At 65.7% G+C, this 16,188-nt stretch carries 10 protein-coding genes; 8 read left to right on the forward strand and 2 right to left on the reverse strand.

Features of this window, described 5'->3' with window-relative positions:
• Positions 1–157: 157 nt before the first annotated feature.
• Both FDW81_RS16565 and FDW81_RS16570 read left to right on the forward strand, forming a co-directional pair.
• Positions 158–3,625: a DEAD/DEAH box helicase gene (locus FDW81_RS16565; RefSeq protein WP_138135345.1), complete on the forward strand. Its 3,468-nt coding sequence runs from the start codon at positions 158–160 to the stop codon at positions 3,623–3,625.
• A gap of 147 nt (positions 3,626–3,772) precedes the next feature.
• The gene (locus tag FDW81_RS16570; protein WP_240720368.1) at positions 3,773–3,976 is read left to right on the forward strand and encodes a hypothetical protein; all 204 of its coding nucleotides are present in this window, start codon (positions 3,773–3,775) and stop codon (positions 3,974–3,976) included.
• A 112-nt stretch (positions 3,977–4,088) separates the two neighbouring features.
• Here the strand turns inward: FDW81_RS16570 and FDW81_RS16575 are convergent, their stop codons facing one another.
• Positions 4,089–5,378 (reverse strand): ammonium transporter, encoded by a 1,290-nt coding sequence (locus tag FDW81_RS16575; protein WP_138135310.1) that lies wholly within the window; start codon positions 5,376–5,378, stop codon positions 4,089–4,091.
• A 518-nt stretch (positions 5,379–5,896) separates the two neighbouring features.
• On the opposite strand from FDW81_RS16575, the gene FDW81_RS16580 reads away from it, so the two are divergent.
• The 3 genes from FDW81_RS16580 to FDW81_RS16590 all read left to right on the forward strand — a co-directional run bounded on the left by FDW81_RS16580 (position 5,897) and on the right by FDW81_RS16590 (position 9,530).
• Positions 5,897–7,030, forward strand: a complete 1,134-nt coding sequence (locus FDW81_RS16580; RefSeq protein ID WP_138135311.1) for a Gfo/Idh/MocA family protein — start codon at positions 5,897–5,899, stop codon at positions 7,028–7,030.
• The gene (locus FDW81_RS16585; protein ID WP_138135312.1) at positions 7,030–7,779 is read left to right on the forward strand and encodes a ThuA domain-containing protein; all 750 of its coding nucleotides are present in this window, start codon (positions 7,030–7,032) and stop codon (positions 7,777–7,779) included. Before FDW81_RS16580 ends, FDW81_RS16585 begins: the two co-directional genes overlap by 1 nt.
• Before the next feature lie 65 nt (positions 7,780–7,844).
• Complete coding sequence (locus tag FDW81_RS16590; RefSeq protein ID WP_138135313.1) at positions 7,845–9,530, forward strand: alkaline phosphatase D family protein; 1,686 nt, start codon at positions 7,845–7,847, stop codon at positions 9,528–9,530.
• Between the two features lie 9 nt (positions 9,531–9,539).
• Here the strand turns inward: FDW81_RS16590 and gdhA are convergent, their stop codons facing one another.
• Entirely contained in the window at positions 9,540–10,877 is a 1,338-nt protein-coding gene (gene gdhA, locus FDW81_RS16595) for an NADP-specific glutamate dehydrogenase (RefSeq protein WP_138135314.1), read from the reverse strand.
• A gap of 173 nt (positions 10,878–11,050) precedes the next feature.
• On the opposite strand from gdhA, the gene FDW81_RS16600 reads away from it, so the two are divergent.
• The 3 genes from FDW81_RS16600 to FDW81_RS16610 all read left to right on the forward strand — a co-directional run bounded on the left by FDW81_RS16600 (position 11,051) and on the right by FDW81_RS16610 (position 16,120).
• A complete protein-coding gene (locus FDW81_RS16600; protein ID WP_370279137.1) occupies positions 11,051–11,713 on the forward strand; it encodes an AmiS/UreI family transporter in 663 nt (220 codons plus the stop codon).
• A 138-nt stretch (positions 11,714–11,851) separates the two neighbouring features.
• Positions 11,852–14,140 (forward strand): maltose alpha-D-glucosyltransferase, encoded by a 2,289-nt coding sequence (treS, locus tag FDW81_RS16605; protein WP_138135315.1) that lies wholly within the window; start codon positions 11,852–11,854, stop codon positions 14,138–14,140.
• 60 nt (positions 14,141–14,200) lie between these two features.
• Complete coding sequence (locus FDW81_RS16610; protein WP_138135316.1) at positions 14,201–16,120, forward strand: amylosucrase; 1,920 nt, start codon at positions 14,201–14,203, stop codon at positions 16,118–16,120.
• Positions 16,121–16,188: the final 68 nt, after the last annotated feature.

Below are 16,188 nucleotides of genomic sequence, written 5' to 3' on the forward strand. Positions count from 1 at the left end.
GAGGAGGATATGAACGTCCGGCGAAGTTTGGTGGTCCGCGCGGTTCCCCACCCCTGAGGCCCGGCGGCACGGCGTCCCCCGCAGGCGAACTAAGATGGATCAGATAACCAACCACCGGCCCCGGCCCCGCCGCGGCCTGCTGAAAGTAGCGCGCACCATTCCATCCCAACCGGACGAGAGTACGGACCTGGCAATACAGACCCCCGCCATCAACGACCGTTCCTTGGCGGCCGGGCTGGCGTACGCCATGGGCGGCCGGGTCTCGGGCATTTCCTTTGACGCCGCCACCGGGCTCATGCTGGGCAAGGTCCGCGGCGGCGCGGACGTCCCTTACTCCACCACCGCCAAGCTGGTCCGCAAGGGCGGCGGCTGGAGCTGCACGGTGGGAGTATGCAGTTGCCCGGTGCGCAAGGACTGCAAGCACGTCGCTGCCCTCCTGTTCGCCGCGGAGGACACCCCTGCCGTCCGCGTCCAGTTGCTCGCGCCGTCAACCGCTGCCCAGCTGGCCCGCACCCCGTCCGGCGCCGCCCTGTCTGACTGGGAACAGGCCCTCAGCCCCTTGATTTCCCAGCCCGGCGGCGCGCCTTCCAACAGCGGCGTCCCGCTGGCGCTGCAATTCGAGATCGAAGAGCCCGCCCCGCATTTCTCCTACACCGGCCGCCGCGATCCGCAGCGCAGCGTCCGCCAGCTCAAGGCCCGGCCGGTGATCATGGGTGCCAAGGGAAAGTGGATCCGCGGCGATGTCTCCTGGAACACGCTGAGCTATCTGAACTTCCGGCGGGAATGCAATCCCGCCCATGTGGAGTGGATGCAGGAGTTCCTGGCCGCCCATTCCGCGTCTGCCGGCCGGAGCTACAACTCCTCCGGCCTCTGGCTGGGCCTGAACACCTACGCGGGCAAGAACCTTTGGGGCCTGCTGGTCGACGCCCGCAAGATCGGCCTGGCACTGGTTCACTCCCGCGGCACCGAACCCGTCCGCCTCGCCGAGGCGCCGGCCGCCGTCGGCCTCAGCCTGAGCCGCTACGGCTCCCCGGTCAGCGAGCCGGCAGCGGAGCCGGGCGCAGCGTCCGACGGCGGGTTGGAGCTTTCGCCCACCATCACCGTTGAGGGGGCGGAAATCGATCCCGCCGCGGTTGGCACCATAGGCCGTCCGGCGCACGGCATCTTTTTCACCACCGGGGAGGCCGCGTTGCCGGGCGTTCCGGACCCCGACGGCGTCATCACACTGGCACCGCTGGAAAGCGGGCTGAGCGAGGAGCTGCTGACTTTCGTCACGGCCGGCAGCACGCTGCACATCCCGGCCAAGGACGAGTCACGCTTCCTCACCGGCTTCTATCCGAAGCTGAAGCAGACGGCCCGGGTCACGGCGCGGGATGAGTCCGTTGAACTGCCTGCACTTGCTGTTCCCACACTGTCGCTGCTGGCGAACTACGGCGCGGACCACCGTGTGCGGCTGCACTGGGAATGGCACTACAAAGCCGGAAACCTTGTCACCGCCCAGCCGCTGTGGCGGCACCCCGGCGACCACGGCTACCGCGACGACACCGCCGAGGCCCGCATTTTGGAAGGCATCGGCCAGCCATGGGACGTGGTGCCGGCACTGGGTGAATCCGCTACGGACGGCTGGGGCACTCCGCGGCTGGCTGCTTCCGCAGAGCTGAAGGGGCTGGACACGCTCTCCTTCACCGAGGATGTCCTGCCGCGGCTCCGCGAGGCCCCGGACACCGAGGTGGAAACGGTGGGCGACATTGCCGACTACCGCGAAGCCGAGGAGGCCCCCGTGGTCTCCATCTCCACGAAAGCCACGGAACAGCGGGACTGGTTCGACCTCGGCATCCAGATCTCCCTGGAAGGCCAGCCGGTTTCCTTCGCCGCTGTTTTCTCCGCGCTTGCCGCCGGACAGACCAAGATGCTGCTGCCCAGCGGTGCCTACTTCTCCCTGGACCTGCCGGAGCTGCACCAGCTGCGTGCGCTGATCGAGGAGGCCCGTTCCCTGCAGGACAACAAGGATGCGCCGCTTCAGATCAGCCGCTTCCAGGCCGGCCTGTGGGATGAGCTGGCGCAGCTGGGGATCGTGGACGAGCAGGCGGCAGCGTGGCGCTCTGCAGTGGGCGGTCTGCTCGAGGGCGGCGTGGACGGCCTGCCGCTCCCGGCCACCCTCAATGCCGAGCTCCGCCCGTACCAGCTGGAGGGCTTCAACTGGCTCACCTTCCTGTACAAGCACAGCCTCGGCGGCATCCTTGCCGACGACATGGGCCTGGGCAAGACCGTGCAGGCGCTGGCCCTGATGTGCGCGGCGAAGGAACTTGCACTTGCTGCCGCCGCACCGGCCGCTGGCACGGCGGCTCCGGATGCGGGGACGAAACAAACGGCGTCCGACGCCGGGGCTGCCTTTTTGGTGGTTGCCCCCACCAGCGTGGTGGGCAACTGGGCAGCGGAGGCCGCGCGCTTCGCGCCCGGGCTGAAGGTCCGCGCCATCAGCGAGACCTTCGCCAAGAACGGGCAGGATCCGCTGGCGGTGCTGGGCGACGCCGACATCATCATCACCTCCTACGCCCTCTTCCGGATCGACTACGAGTCCTACGCTTCCCGGGACTGGTCCGGGCTGGTGCTGGACGAGGCGCAGTTCGTGAAAAACCACCAGTCCAAGGCGTACCAGTGCGCCCGCAAACTGCCGGCAACGTTCAAGCTGGCCATCACCGGCACGCCCCTTGAAAACAACCTCATGGAATTCTGGGCGCTCACGTCCATCGTGGCGCCGGGCCTGTTCTCCAGCCCCAAGCGCTTCGCGGAGTATTACCAGAAGCCAGTGGAGAAGAACGGCGACAAGGGGCAACTGGACAAGCTCCGCCGTCGTGTCCGTCCCCTGATGATGCGCCGCACCAAGGACCAGGTGATTAAGGACCTGCCGCCCAAGCAGGAGCAGATCCTGGAAGTTGTGCTGAATCCGCGCCACCAGAAGGTGTACCAGACGCACCTGCAGCGCGAACGGCAGAAGATCCTGGGCCTGATCGAGGATGTCAACAAGAACCGCTTCACCATTTTCCAGTCGCTGACCCTGCTGCGGCAGCTCAGCCTGGATGCCTCGCTGATTGATGCGTCGCTGTCCGCCGTCCGCTCAAGCAAGCTGGACGTGCTGTTCGAACAGCTCGAGGACCTGGTGGCCGAAGGACACCGCGCCCTGATCTTCAGCCAGTTCACCGGCTTCCTGGGCAAGGTCCGGGAACGGCTGGACGAGGAAAAGATCGAGTACTGCTACCTCGACGGCGGCACCCGCAACCGTGCCGACGTGGTCAACGAGTTCAAGAACGGCAGCGCGCCGGTGTTCCTGATTTCGCTGAAGGCCGGCGGGTTCGGGCTCAACCTCACCGAAGCCGACTACGTGTTCCTGCTGGATCCCTGGTGGAACCCGGCGTCCGAGGCGCAGGCCGTGGACCGTACCCACCGGATCGGCCAGGCCCGCAACGTGATGGTCTACCGGCTGGTGGCCAAGGACACCATCGAGGAAAAGGTCATGGCATTGAAGGCCCGGAAGTCCCAGCTCTTCTCCGACGTAATGGAGGGCGACGCCCTGGCCGGCGGCGCCATCACGGCCGACGACCTCGCGGAGCTGTTCAAGGAGTAAGTGTTCCGGCCACCGCTCCGGTTTCGATACGCAAGTGCACTTTCGAGGCCCCACCGCGGTATCGACGCGCGGATTCCGTTGCGCTGCCCACATATCGGCGCGTCAGGGAATGTGCGTAGCGCCGAAGAACCACCTGACCGTCCTGGGGTGCAGTGGGCGTATCTGGGTTCCATCAACTTCGATTCGCCCCGGGTGCTCGATGCCGCGGTCCTGCTGGTCTACTTCACCCACCCCTACTGGGGCGGCGAGGAAATTGACACCATGGCCCCGGACCCGAAGGTCCGCCTCAGCCACGTCCGCGCTGCCGTCCTGGAAGTGCATGACGGCAACCTCGTCTGCACCGAACACTAAGTACGACAAAGGGCCAACCCCTGGAACTATAAGCCGGCTGCTGCCGGCACCGGTCCAGGGGTTGGCCCTCTGCCTGACTCGTACTCCGGGGCGGCCCCCGGAACTCCTGAAGCTAGCCGCGCTGCGGTGACCCCAGCTCCACCGGATCCTCATCCGTGAGGTAGGCAAGTTCGGAGTGTGCGGCGAGGTCAATGCCGCGCATTTCGTCCTCCGGCTTGATGCGCAGGCCGATGGTCCGGTCCAGGATCTTCGCCAGGATCCAGGTGATGCCGAACGAGTAGACCAGCACCGTGACCGTTGCCAGCGCCTGGACGCCCAGCAGTTCCACCCCGCCGCCGTAGAAGAGTCCGCTGACTCCGTTCGGGGCTGCATCGGTGGCAAAGAGGCCGATAAGCAGGGTGCCCAGGATGCCGCCCACCAGATGGACGCCCACGACGTCGAGCGAATCGTCGAAGCCCAGGCGGAACTTCAGTTCGATGGCCAGCGAGCAGACGGCGCCGGCGATCGCGCCGATGGCAATGGCTCCCAACGGGCTGACCGAGCCGCAGGCAGGGGTGATGGCGACCAGTGCCGAGATGAGGCCCGAGGCCGCACCCATGCTGCTGGCCGCGCCGCGGCGGAGCCTTTCCACCAGGGACCAGGCCAGGAGGCCTGCCGAGGCAGCCACTGCGGTGTTCAGGAACACCACCGACGCCGAGTGGCCGGCGGACAGTGCGGAGCCGGCGTTGAAGCCGAACCAGCCCACCCACAGCAGCCCGGCGCCGATCAGGACCAGCGGCCGGCTGTGCGGTTTGGCGTGTTCCACCTTGGGCCAGCCCGAGCTCTTGCCCAATACCAGGGCCAGGGCCAGGGCGGCCGCGCCGGCGTTCATGTGCACAGCCGTGCCGCCCGCGAAGTCAATGGCCTTGATCCCGTTGGCGATCCAGCCGCCAACGGTGCTGCCGTCCGCCGAGGAGAAGGCGAACACCCAGTGCGCGATGGGGAAGTAGACGATGGTGGCCCAGATGCCGGCGAAGAGCATCCAGGCGCCGAACTTCATCCGCCCGGCGGCCGCACCGGCCACCAGTGCAGTGGTGACGCAGGCGAAGAACAGCTGGAAGGCAGCGAAGAGGATGACCGGGATGGACGCCTCCTCATCCGCGGCCAGCAGCTGGTCCATGCCGGGGAACTCAGTGACGTCACCGATCAGCCCCAGCCCGCCCACGGAGTTCCCGAACGACAGCGAGTATCCGAACAGCGCCCAGAGTACGGCCACCAGGCTGGCGCCGCCAAAGCACATCATCATCATGTTGAGGATGCGGCGCGACCCCACCATGCCCCCGTAAAACAGCGCCAGGGCGGGGATCATCATGCAGACCAGCGCGGCGCTGGTCAAAATCCAAGCGACATTTCCCGAATCCATGGGAAACCCCTTTCGTGATGTGAAGAGAGAACGGTAACTTGCCGTCAGAGCCGCTCCGGAGGAGGGACGCGGGACGATTCCACGTTCAGCGGAGGGCGGCTATAGCCGTCTGGTTCCAACTGTATGGCGGGCATTTTTGGGTGGGTTTCCGCTGTGTTAAATGATCGTTTCAGTCATTCACACGAGAGTTTCAGGCGTCCCGCTGACCGCACTAGTGCCGCAACAGGGACACGGAACCCAGGACTACCTGGCGGACATCACCGTGTGGCCATACACCATCCCGCGGCAAGCACGTACCTGAATTCACTGCCGGGGTGCTGGAACAGCGTACAGACGTCTGAGGTATCCCTTGCTGCCGGCACCACCACCGCTTTGAGCGGCAGGCGGCTAAGCTGAGGACACCAACATAGCCTGTATGCACGAACAGGTTCACTGGCCGCGGACGCCTTCCAGCGGGTGCTGGAGCTGCCGCTTGCAAGCGCGAGATTTCCCTCCCTCAGCACCAGAAGGAGCACCTTTTGAACAACGAGCAGCAGTCGTCAGCGCAGCCCGCCGCTCTTCCCGAAGGAGCACCGGCAGAATTGCGGGTGGGGGTCGTCGGCATCGGCTGGGCGGGCCAGCAGCACCTTAAGGCCTACGCAGCCCTGGACGGCGTCAGCATCGTGTCGCTGGCCGGGATGGAGCAGGAACTCCGGGACTCGCTGCAGGCCGAGCACTCCATTCCCAATGCCTTTGCGGACTGGAAAGAGATGCTGGACCACGGCGGCCTGGATGCCATCAGCGTGGCAGTGCCCACCTTCCTCCACGCACCCATCACCATCGCCGCTTTGGAGCGGGGGGTCCATGTGCTGAGCGAGAAGCCTATCGCGCGCAATGCCGTCGAGGGCCAGGCCATGGTGGACGCTGCCCGCAAGGCAGGGCGCGTGCTGGACGTGGCGTTTAACCATCGCCGCCGCGGCGATATCAAGGCGCTCAAGGAAGTCATCGACGAGGGCGGCCTGGGGCGGCCGTACTACGCCAAGGCATCGTGGCTGCGCCGCTCCGGCATCCCCACCATCGGAAGCTGGTTCACCAACCCGGAACTGGCCGGCGGCGGTCCGCTGGCGGACATTGGAGTACACGCATTGGACTACGCCCTGCACCTTTTGGGCGAACCGAAGGTGGTGGCCGTATCCGCCGCAACACACTCAGAACTCGGGCCGCAGGGTCGCGGTGGCGGCAGCGCGTACTCCGCCCTGGCCTCCAGCCACGCGTTCGAAGTCGAAGACTTCGCGTCAGCCTTCCTCCGGCTTGAGGGCGGCGGAACGCTGCTCATCGAGGCAAGCTGGGCCACCTACCGGGAAACAGACGATCTGCTGGACTTCACGGTCTACGGCACCGATGGCGGCGCCGAGCTCAAAGTGCAGGGCGCGCCCTTCCCTCCCGTTGGCCAGCTCCGGGTGTTTACAGACAAGGACGGCGAATCCGCCGACTACGTGCCGCCGGTCCTGCCTGGCCGCGCCCACGATGCAGTGGTGGAAGACTTCATCACGGCAGTGCGCGGCGGCGGCGAAGTCTGGGGTGAACACGATGGCTCCCTGGCGCTGTACCGTGCACAGATCATCGATGCGTGCTACCAGTCGGCGCTGGAGCAGAGGGAGGTTCGTCTCTAATGAACGACAAGCTGAGAATCCGGGTCTGGAACGAGGGCGTCCACGAGGCCATCAACGAGCCGTCCCACATCGGCGAGATCTACCCGGACGGCATCCACGGGGCCATCGCTGCCGGGCTCCGCTCCTACTACCCTGAGGCGGAAATCACGACGGCGGTCCTCGCCACGGACGATGAGCACGGGCTGGACGAGGAGGTGCTCGCGGAGACTGACGTCCTGCTCTGGTGGGGGCACATGGCCCATCACGAGGTGAGTGACGCCGTCGTCGAACGCGTCCACCGGCACGTGCTGGGCGGCATGGGGCTGATCGTGCTCCACTCGGGGCACTTCGCCAAGGTGTTCACCAAGCTCCTGGGCACCAGCTGCTCCCTTGCCTGGCGGAACGACGGCGAGCGCGAGCTCGTGTGGACGGTGAAGCCTTCGCACCCGATCGCCGAGGGAGTGGACAGCCCCATCGTCATCCCCGAGCAGGAGATGTACGGCGAACTGTTCGACATTCCGGACCCGGACGACCTGATCTTCATCAGCTCCTTCGAGGGCGGCGAAGTGTTCCGTTCCGGCGTCACGTTCACCCGGGGCAAGGGCCGCATCTTCTACTTCAGCCCAGGCGACCAGGAGTACCCGGTGTACCATCATCCCGAGATTCAGCGGGTGCTCGCCAACGGGGTGGAATGGGCTGCCCAGCCCAGGCTGCAGCGCGCGGCTCCGGAGGTCACCAACCCGTCGCGGGACTGGTTCGACCAGGGCTAGGAGCGGGGACCGCAGTTGCGGGTTTCCCCATGGCGGTGCAGGTCCAAGGCGGGTACAACTGAGAGATGACTACTCCCGCGCTGGTTCTCGGTCCTTTGATGCGGTACGTGGATGAGACTTCCGCCAGTATCTGGGTGGAAACCCGGGGTGATGCCCGGGTAACCGTCCGCGCGGGGGCAAGGGAGTGGGAAGCCCGCACCTTCGCGGTCCATGGCCATCATTACGCGTTGGTGGCGGTGGACGGTCTCGAGCCCGGATCAGTGACTCCGTACACGGTGACGCTCAATGGGGGCCAGGTGTGGCCCGAGGCCGGGGCCGGCTTCCCGCCGCCGGTGATTGCCACCCTCAAACCAGGCAAGCCGCTGCGCCTGGCCTATGGTTCCTGCCGCACCAGCGTTCCGCACGACGCCTCGGGGAACCGGAGCCACGGCGTGGACTCGCTGCGGACCTACGCCCTGGCGATGGCGTCTGGCGGGGCAGAACCATGGCCGGACCTGGTGGCGTTTTTGGGGGACCAGGTCTATGCCGATTCGACCAGCAAGCAGATGCAGGAGTTCATCAAGGCACGCCGTGACATCAAGGCGCCGCCGGGCGAGGAACTCAAGGACTATGAGGAATACGCCCACCTTTACTGCCTGGCCTGGTCCGACCCGGCCAACCGGTGGCTGCTCTCCACACTGCCCAGCGCCATGATCTTCGACGACCATGACATCCGGGACGACTGGAACGCGTCGCAGAGCTGGCGGAAAGCCATAAAGGACAAGCCATGGTGGCACGGGCGGATCATGGCGGGACTGGCTTCCTATTGGGTGTACCAGCACCTGGGAAACCTGTCGCCGCGGGAGCGGGCGGTGGATCCGCTCTGGCAGAAAGCCGCCGGGCACTTGGACGGGGACGAGCCGGACCTCAGCGCCGAACTGGACAGTTTTGCCCTCCGGGCAGACCGGGAGCCCGAAGCCTACCGTTGGAGCTACTGCCGGGACTTTGGCGATACCAGGCTGATCGTGGTTGATTCCCGTGCCGCCCGGAACCTCGCGCCGCACCGCCGCGCCCTGCTGGACGACGCCGAGATGGGATGGCTGGACGCGAGGATGCAGGGCGGCTTCCGGCATCTGCTGGTGGCCACGTCCCTGCCCTTTCTGCTGCCGATGGGCCTGCACCATCTGGAGTCCTGGGACGAGGCGGTCTCCGAAGGTGCGTGGGGAAGACCCGGCGCCAGGGTGGGAGAGAAACTCCGCCAGGCAGCCGACCTGGAGCACTGGGCTGCGTTCCAGGGAAGCTTCCGCCGGGTGGCGGGCATGGCGGCGGAAGTGGCAGACGGTGCGCGCGGGCCTGCACCGGACACCGTCACGTTCCTGTCCGGAGACGTCCACTTTTCCTACGTCTCTGAGGTGGAGCGAACCTCGGGCAGCCGCATCATCCAGGCAGTCTGCTCACCGATCCGCAACCCCCTGCCGCGGCTCCTCAGGTCCTTCGGCGCCGTGATGTCCTACGGCCTGGCCGCCCCCATCGGCGCTGCAATAGCCCGCTCCGCCAGGGTCCAGGAACCGCCGTTCCATTGGAAGGGCATCAAAGGCCCCTGGTTCGACAACAACCTGGCCTGCCTTGAGGTGGTGCCTGAGGGGCTGAAGCTGTGGTGGCAGAAAGGCGAGGTGGACGGTGGCGACCACCTGCATCCACGGCTCAAACGCGTCGCGGATATCACCATTGCTTCCCGGACAACAGCGGAGGCCGTCCGGGAAGCCCGGTAAATCGCTGCCCTAGATGAGGCCCTGCGCCAGCATGGCATCAGCCACCTTGACGAAGCCGCCGATGTTGGCGCCCAGGACATAGTTGCCAGGCTCCCCGTATTCGTCGGCGGTGGCCGCGCACCGGTGGTGAATCCCCACCATGATCTCGCTCAGCCGCTCTTCCGTGTGTTCGAAGGACCACGAGTCGCGGCTGGCATTCTGCTGCATCTCCAGCGCCGACGTCGCCACTACACCCGCGTTGGCGGCCTTGCCGGGACCGAACAGTACGCCGGCCTCCTGGAAAACTGAGACGGCGTCCCGCGTGGACGGCATGTTGGCACCTTCGCCGACGGCAAGGAGCCCGCCGCGCACCAGGCGGGCGGCAGCATCGCCGTCGAGCTCGTTTTGCGTGGCGCAGGGCAACGCCACTGTGGCGTCAACGTCCCACACGGAGCCGCTGTCCACATAGGTAACTCCGGGACGGCGGGCCGCATAGTCCTTCAGGCGGCCGCGCTCCACCTCCTTCACCTCGCGAAGAAGCGCGACGTCGATCCCCGCCTCATCCACCACGTAGCCGGAGGAGTCCGAGCAGGCAACGACCGTGGCGCCGAGGGCCTGCGCCTTGGCGATTGCGTTGATGGCCACATTGCCGGAGCCCGAGACCACTACGCGCTGGCCGTCGAAGGACGTTCCGCGGGTCTTCAGCATTTCCTCCGTGAAGATCACTGTTCCGAAGCCCGTGGCTTCCGGCCGGACCAGTGAACCGCCCCACGAGATGCCCTTCCCGGTCAGGACACCGGATTCGTAGCGGTTGGTTATGCGCTTGTACTGTCCGAAGAGGAAGCCCATTTCGCGCCCGCCCACGCCAATGTCCCCGGCAGGAACGTCAGTGTATTCGCCGATGTGCCGGTACAGCTCTGTCATGAAGGACTGGCAAAACCGCATCACTTCCGAATCGCTGCGGCCGCGGGGGTCAAAGTCCGAGCCGCCCTTGCCGCCGCCGATGGGCATGCCGGTTAGGGCGTTCTTGAAGATCTGCTCAAAGCCCAGGAATTTGACGATGCCCAGGTACACCGAGGGGTGGAACCGCAGGCCGCCCTTGTAGGGGCCCAGGGCGGAGTTGAATTCCACGCGAAAGCCGCGGTTGATCTGGACTCGGCCCTCGTCATCGGTCCACGGAACGCGGAAGATGATCTGCCGCTCGGGTTCGCAGAGCCGCTCCAGGATGGCTGCTTCGAGAAACTCGGGGTGCCTGTCGTGGACCCATCCCAGGCTTTCGAAGACTTCCACTACTGCCTGGTGGAACTCCGACTCACCCGGGTTCCGGGCCAGGACGGTATCCCTGATGGCTTCCAGCCGTGCATCCATGAACTCTCCTCACCCCTGTGTGATGGAACGGCCAAAAACCACAACCGCTCGTATGTTGAATCTTCAACCTACCCACTACGACCGTGGTTCGCTCAACCCCTGGCACCGAGATGCCCTAGTATCCGTAATGTGACATCTGAATTCCGCAAAGCGAAAAGACCATTGATGCGCGCATGGCTTGCGATGGCCGGCTGATGCCGTACGTGTGCCTGCTTCTCTCCGGCGGCGCCCTGCTGATCAACGGACTGGCCACGCTCGGGCTCCTCCCCCGCCGGGACGCAGCTGTCTTCAGCCTGGTGGTCGGATCCGTCCAACTGGTCCTTGCTGTCTCCTACCTGTCCTCAGCGGGAGGGGCTCCGCTGTCGCTGCTGACCGCCGTCGGGATGTTCCTCTTTGGCCTGACTTACGTCTATGTGGGGCTGGATGTGCTGCTGGGCCTCGGCTCCCGCGGGCTGGGATGGTTCTGCGGCATGGTGGCACTTGTGGGCCTGCTGCTTACCGGCACCTGGCTGGGAACCGACCCCCTGCTGGCAGTCCTCTGGCTGTGCTGGGCCGCGCTGTGGGGCATGTTCTTCCTTTCCATGGCACTGGGCCTGAACCGCCTGGACCCGTTCATCGGCTGGGCGCTGGTGCTGACCAGCCAGGCAAGCGCCACCCTTCCTGCTTTCCTGGGCCTCGCGGGTGCATGGCCCGGCACGCCCGCCGCGGCATGGCCGACAGCAGCCTTCCTGGCTTCGCTCTTTGTCCTGGCCCGCATCCTCGCCAGGCGTGGAGATGCTCCAGGGCGGGCCGGTGCCGCGCCTCCCGGTCCTGCCGCCCGAAAAGCTGCCCGTTAGCCGCTGACTGGTCCAGACCCGGGCTTCGAAAACGGACACCCCGCGAATAGTCGGAGTGGACCGGGGTACGGTGAAGAGTACGCGAGGTGTCCCGGGACATTGTTCCCGATCACGGAAGCAACCTTCGGAGAGGAACAGATGAGCGAATCGATGACGGGCGAGGGAATTCTTGGAGCGGATGCCCTTGCTGGCAACAGCGAAGAGGAAGAGCAGGCTGCCACCGAATCCGCGGTGGACCCGGACCTCAATTACGACGAGCAGTTTTATCCGGCCCGCCCGAAAGCCCTGAGGCCGGTCGCCCGCCGGCGCCAGTACCTTGCCACCCGGCCATCGTTCGAGTTCGACGGCCGAAACGCGGCGTACGTCGAATGGCTGCGGAACCAGGCCATGCTCGGGGACGCCAACGTCCTTGCCCGGCAGCTTTCCGGGCAGGCCAGCATGTGGCAGAACGCGTACGCGCACCCCAACCCGAGGGCCGCCGTCGAGAAGGCACCGGTCTGGTTCACCGCCTATCCGCTGTCCTTCATCACCAAGCCCGGCCAGTCCTTCCTGGCTGCCTTGGGCGATAAGGAAATGTGGGACGCCTTTCGGGAGATCGGCATCAGGGCAATCCATACCGGGCCGGTCAAGCTGGCAGGAGGCATCAGCGGCTGGCTGCAGACGCCGAGCGTGGACGGCCACTTCGACAGGATCAGCATGGCGATCGATCCGGTCTTCGGTGACGAGGACGAGTTCCGCAGCATGTGCCAGGTGGCCGCGGACCACGGCGGGACGATCATCGACGACATCGTTCCCGGCCACACCGGCAAGGGAGCGGACTTCCGCCTGGCCGAGATGAACTTCCGGGACTACCCCGGCATCTACCACATGGTGGACATTCCCGAGGAGGACTGGCACCTGCTGCCGGACGTCCCCGAAGGGCAGGACTCGGTGAACCTGAGCCCCGAGTCAGAACAGGCGCTCCAGAATGCCGGATACATCATCGGCCGGCTGCAGCGGGTGATCTTCTATGAGCCCGGCGTCAAGGAAACCAACTGGAGCGCAACCCGCCCGGTAGTCGACACCACCGGAAAGACGCGGCGCTGGGTCTACCTCCATTACTTCAAGGCCGGCCAGCCGTCCATCAACTGGCTGGACCCCACCTTTGCCGGAATGCGGCTGGTGGTGGGCGATGCCCTGCACTCGCTGGTTGACCTCGGCACCGGAGCCCTCCGGCTCGACGCCAACGGCTTCCTTGGCGTGGAAAAGAGTGCCGAAGAGCAGCCGGGCTGGTCAGAAGGCCACCCCCTGTCCCAGGCCGCCAACCAGCTCATCGGCTCCATGATCCGCAAGGTGGGTGGATTCTCCTTCCAGGAGCTCAACCTCACCATCGACGACATCAAGGCCACCTCAGAATCAGGCCCGGACCTTTCCTACGACTTCATCACCCGTCCCGCCTACCACTACGCACTGGTGACCGCGGACACCGAGTTCCTCCGGCTGACGCTCCGCCTGTCCATGGAGATCGGCGTTGACCAGGCCTCACTGGTCCATGCACTGCAGAACCATGACGAACTGACGTACGAGCTCATGCACTTTGCCGCGGGGCACCGGGACGAGATGTTCGAACTGAACGGGCAGGAACTGACGGGTGCGCAGATTGCCGAACACGTCCAGCAGACCATGCGGGAACGGCTGACCGGCCCGAATGCTCCCTACAACTCCGTGTTCACCACCAACGGCATCGCCTGTACCTCCGTCAGTTTCATCATGGCTGCGCTGGGGATCCAGGATCCAGCGGCCATCACCCCTGAACAGGAATCGCAGGTGCTGGATGTCCACATCCTCCTGTCGATGTACAACGCGCTGCAGCCGGGCGTCTTCGCGCTTTCCGGCTGGGACCTGGCCGGCATTACAGTGCTCGACCGCAGCAGCGTGGAGGAGCTTATCGCACAGGGCGACACCCGGTGGATCAACCGCGGCGCGCACGACATCATGGGCATCAGCCCGGATGCCACAACATCCTCCGCCGGGATGCCACGGGCACACAGCCTTTACGGCCCCCTCCCCGAGCAGCTCCAGGATGAGAATTCCTTCGCCCGGAGGCTCCAGAAGATCCTGGCTGTGCGCGAGGAAAACGGGATTGCCACTGGCAAACTGCTCGACGTGCCGGAAGTTTCGCACCGCGGACTGCTCGTCCTGGTCATCGGACTGGGAGATGGGGCGCTGGCAGTGACAGTGCTGAACTTCTCCGGCCAGGACATCTCGGGCAGCATCCAGTCCACGCACCTTCCGCCCGGAGCAGACGTCCGCGACCTGTTCAGCGGGGAGCCGGTGGGGCACGTGGATGACCTGCACAGCTTCTTCCTGGACCTGCCGGCCTACCAGGGCACCACGCTGCTCCTCACAGCGGAAGATGACGGCGGCGGGCAAGGCACGCCCATGTGACGTGCGATACTTCCAACTGTGCCGCCGGAAGTTCCGTCGGTGATGGAAGGGGCCGTGGGCATGCAGGAATCCGTCAGGGTGGATGAAACACCACTGGAGCGCGTACAGGCGGCGCTGTCCCGGGAACGGGACGGCGGCCTGCTCCAGGATCCGGCGTTCGACCACCGCCTGGAACGGCATTTCCCCACGCTTTCACACCTGTTCGGGTCCCTGTACGGCTCGCGGCCGGACTGGATGGACCAGCTCGCAGTGCTGGTTGTCCAGTCCGCCCGCTCCTGGCAGGAGCGGCCGGCCGAGCTGAAGGCGCTGGACGCCGAACGGGAAAGCAACAGCAACTGGTTCCAGTCAAACAGGATGCTGGGCGGCGTCTGCTACGTGGACAGGTACGCGGAGAGCCTGGAGGGCGTGCGGGGGCGCATCCCGTACTTCAAGGAACTTGGCCTTACCTACCTGCACCTGATGCCGCTGTTCCTGGCGCCCGAGCCGCATTCGGACGGCGGGTACGCCGTCTCCAGCTACCGCCAGGTCAACCCCAAGCTGGGCACCATGGAGCAGTTGCAGTCCCTTGCCGCCGAGTTGAAGAGCAATGGCATCAGCCTGGTGGTCGATTTCATCTTCAACCACACCTCGGACGAGCATGAGTGGGCGCGCAAGGCAGCCGCAGGGGATCCGGAGTACAGCGACTACTACTGGATCTTCCCGGACCGGACCATGCCGGACGCCTTCGAGCAGAACGTCCGTGAGATCTTCCCCGAAAACCATGCGGGCTCCTTCATCCAAATGGAGGACGGACGCTGGGTCTGGGCCACCTTCCACACCTACCAATGGGACCTGAACTACTCCAACCCGGACGTCTTTCGCGCCATGGCCGGCGAGATGCTGTTCCTTGCCAACCAGGGCGTGGACATCCTGCGCATGGATGCTGTCGCCTTCATCTGGAAGCAGCTGGGCACGTCCTGCGAGAATCTGCCCGAGGCCCACACGCTGCTCCGGGCCTTCAACGCCGTGACCCGGCTGGCGGCGCCGTCGCTGCTGTTCAAGTCAGAGGCCATCGTGCACCCCGACGAGGTGGCCCTCTACATTGATCCCGCCGAATGCCAGATTTCCTACAACCCGCTGCAGATGGCGCTGATCTGGGAGTCCCTGGCCACCCGCGACGCCTCGCTCCTGGCCCAGGCCCTGGAACGGCGGCACAACATTCCCGCAGGAACCTCATGGGTGAACTACGTGCGCAGCCATGACGACATTGGCTGGACCTTTGCTGACGAGGACGCCGCTGAACTGGGCATCAACGGCTTCGACCACCGCCGCTTCCTCAACTCCTTCTACGTCAACCGGTTCCCCGGCAGCTTTGCCCGCGGCGTCCCCTTCCAGGACAACCCGAAGACCGGCGACTGCAGGATTTCAGGCACGACGGCGTCCCTGTGCGGCATGGAGGTCGACCCGGCTGAGGCGGTGGAACGGATCCTCCTGGCCCATTCGGTACCGTTCAGCACCGGCGGCATTCCGCTCCTGTACCTGGGCGACGAGGTAGGCCAGGTCAACGACTACAGCTACGCACGGGAGCCAGGCCACGAGGATGACAGCCGCTGGGTGCACCGGCCGCACTTCCCCGAGGAGCAGTATGCCCGGCGCACGGACCCTTCCACCCCGGAGGGGGCTATCTACGCAGGGCTGCAGCGGATGATCGCGGTCCGTTCCGCCGCCCCTGAACTTGCCGGCACCACCCTCATCCCTTTCGATACCCATAACCGCGGTGTCCTGGCGTACCAGCGCCCTGCCAGCGCAGCCGCCGGCGGCGAAACGAGGGTCCTGGCCCTCGCCAACTTCAGCGATTCCACGCAGACCCTGCCCGCGGAAACCTTCGGCGGATTCCTGCCCGCCGCCGTCGACCTGCTCTCCGAAGCGAAGCTGCAGCTGGGCGACGGCGTCACCCTCCTCCCCCGGCAATACGTCTGGCTGCGCGTCACTCCCGCATAACCCCTCCCACCCCAACCAGGTAGCGCCAAGTGTCGTTTTGACTGCCCGAGACGACACTTGGCGCTACT

The organism is Pseudarthrobacter sp. NamB4, assembly GCF_005796185.1.
Taxonomy (GTDB): Bacteria; Actinomycetota; Actinomycetes; order Actinomycetales; family Micrococcaceae; genus Arthrobacter.

Excerpts from the sequence above, each read along its gene's own strand:
- treS (WP_138135315.1), top strand. The coding sequence starts at position 11,852 with ATGAGCGAATCGATGACGGGCGAGGGAATTCTTGGAGCGGATGCCCTT.
- FDW81_RS16575 (WP_138135310.1), bottom strand. The coding sequence starts at position 5,378 with ATGGATTCGGGAAATGTCGCTTGGATTTTGACCAGCGCCGCGCTGGTC.
- FDW81_RS16600 (WP_370279137.1), top strand. The coding sequence starts at position 11,051 with ATGGCTTGCGATGGCCGGCTGATGCCGTACGTGTGCCTGCTTCTCTCC.
- FDW81_RS16610 (WP_138135316.1), top strand. The coding sequence starts at position 14,201 with ATGCAGGAATCCGTCAGGGTGGATGAAACACCACTGGAGCGCGTACAG.
- gdhA (WP_138135314.1), bottom strand. The coding sequence starts at position 10,877 with ATGGATGCACGGCTGGAAGCCATCAGGGATACCGTCCTGGCCCGGAAC.
- FDW81_RS16590 (WP_138135313.1), top strand. The coding sequence starts at position 7,845 with ATGACTACTCCCGCGCTGGTTCTCGGTCCTTTGATGCGGTACGTGGAT.
- FDW81_RS16585 (WP_138135312.1), top strand. The coding sequence starts at position 7,030 with ATGAACGACAAGCTGAGAATCCGGGTCTGGAACGAGGGCGTCCACGAG.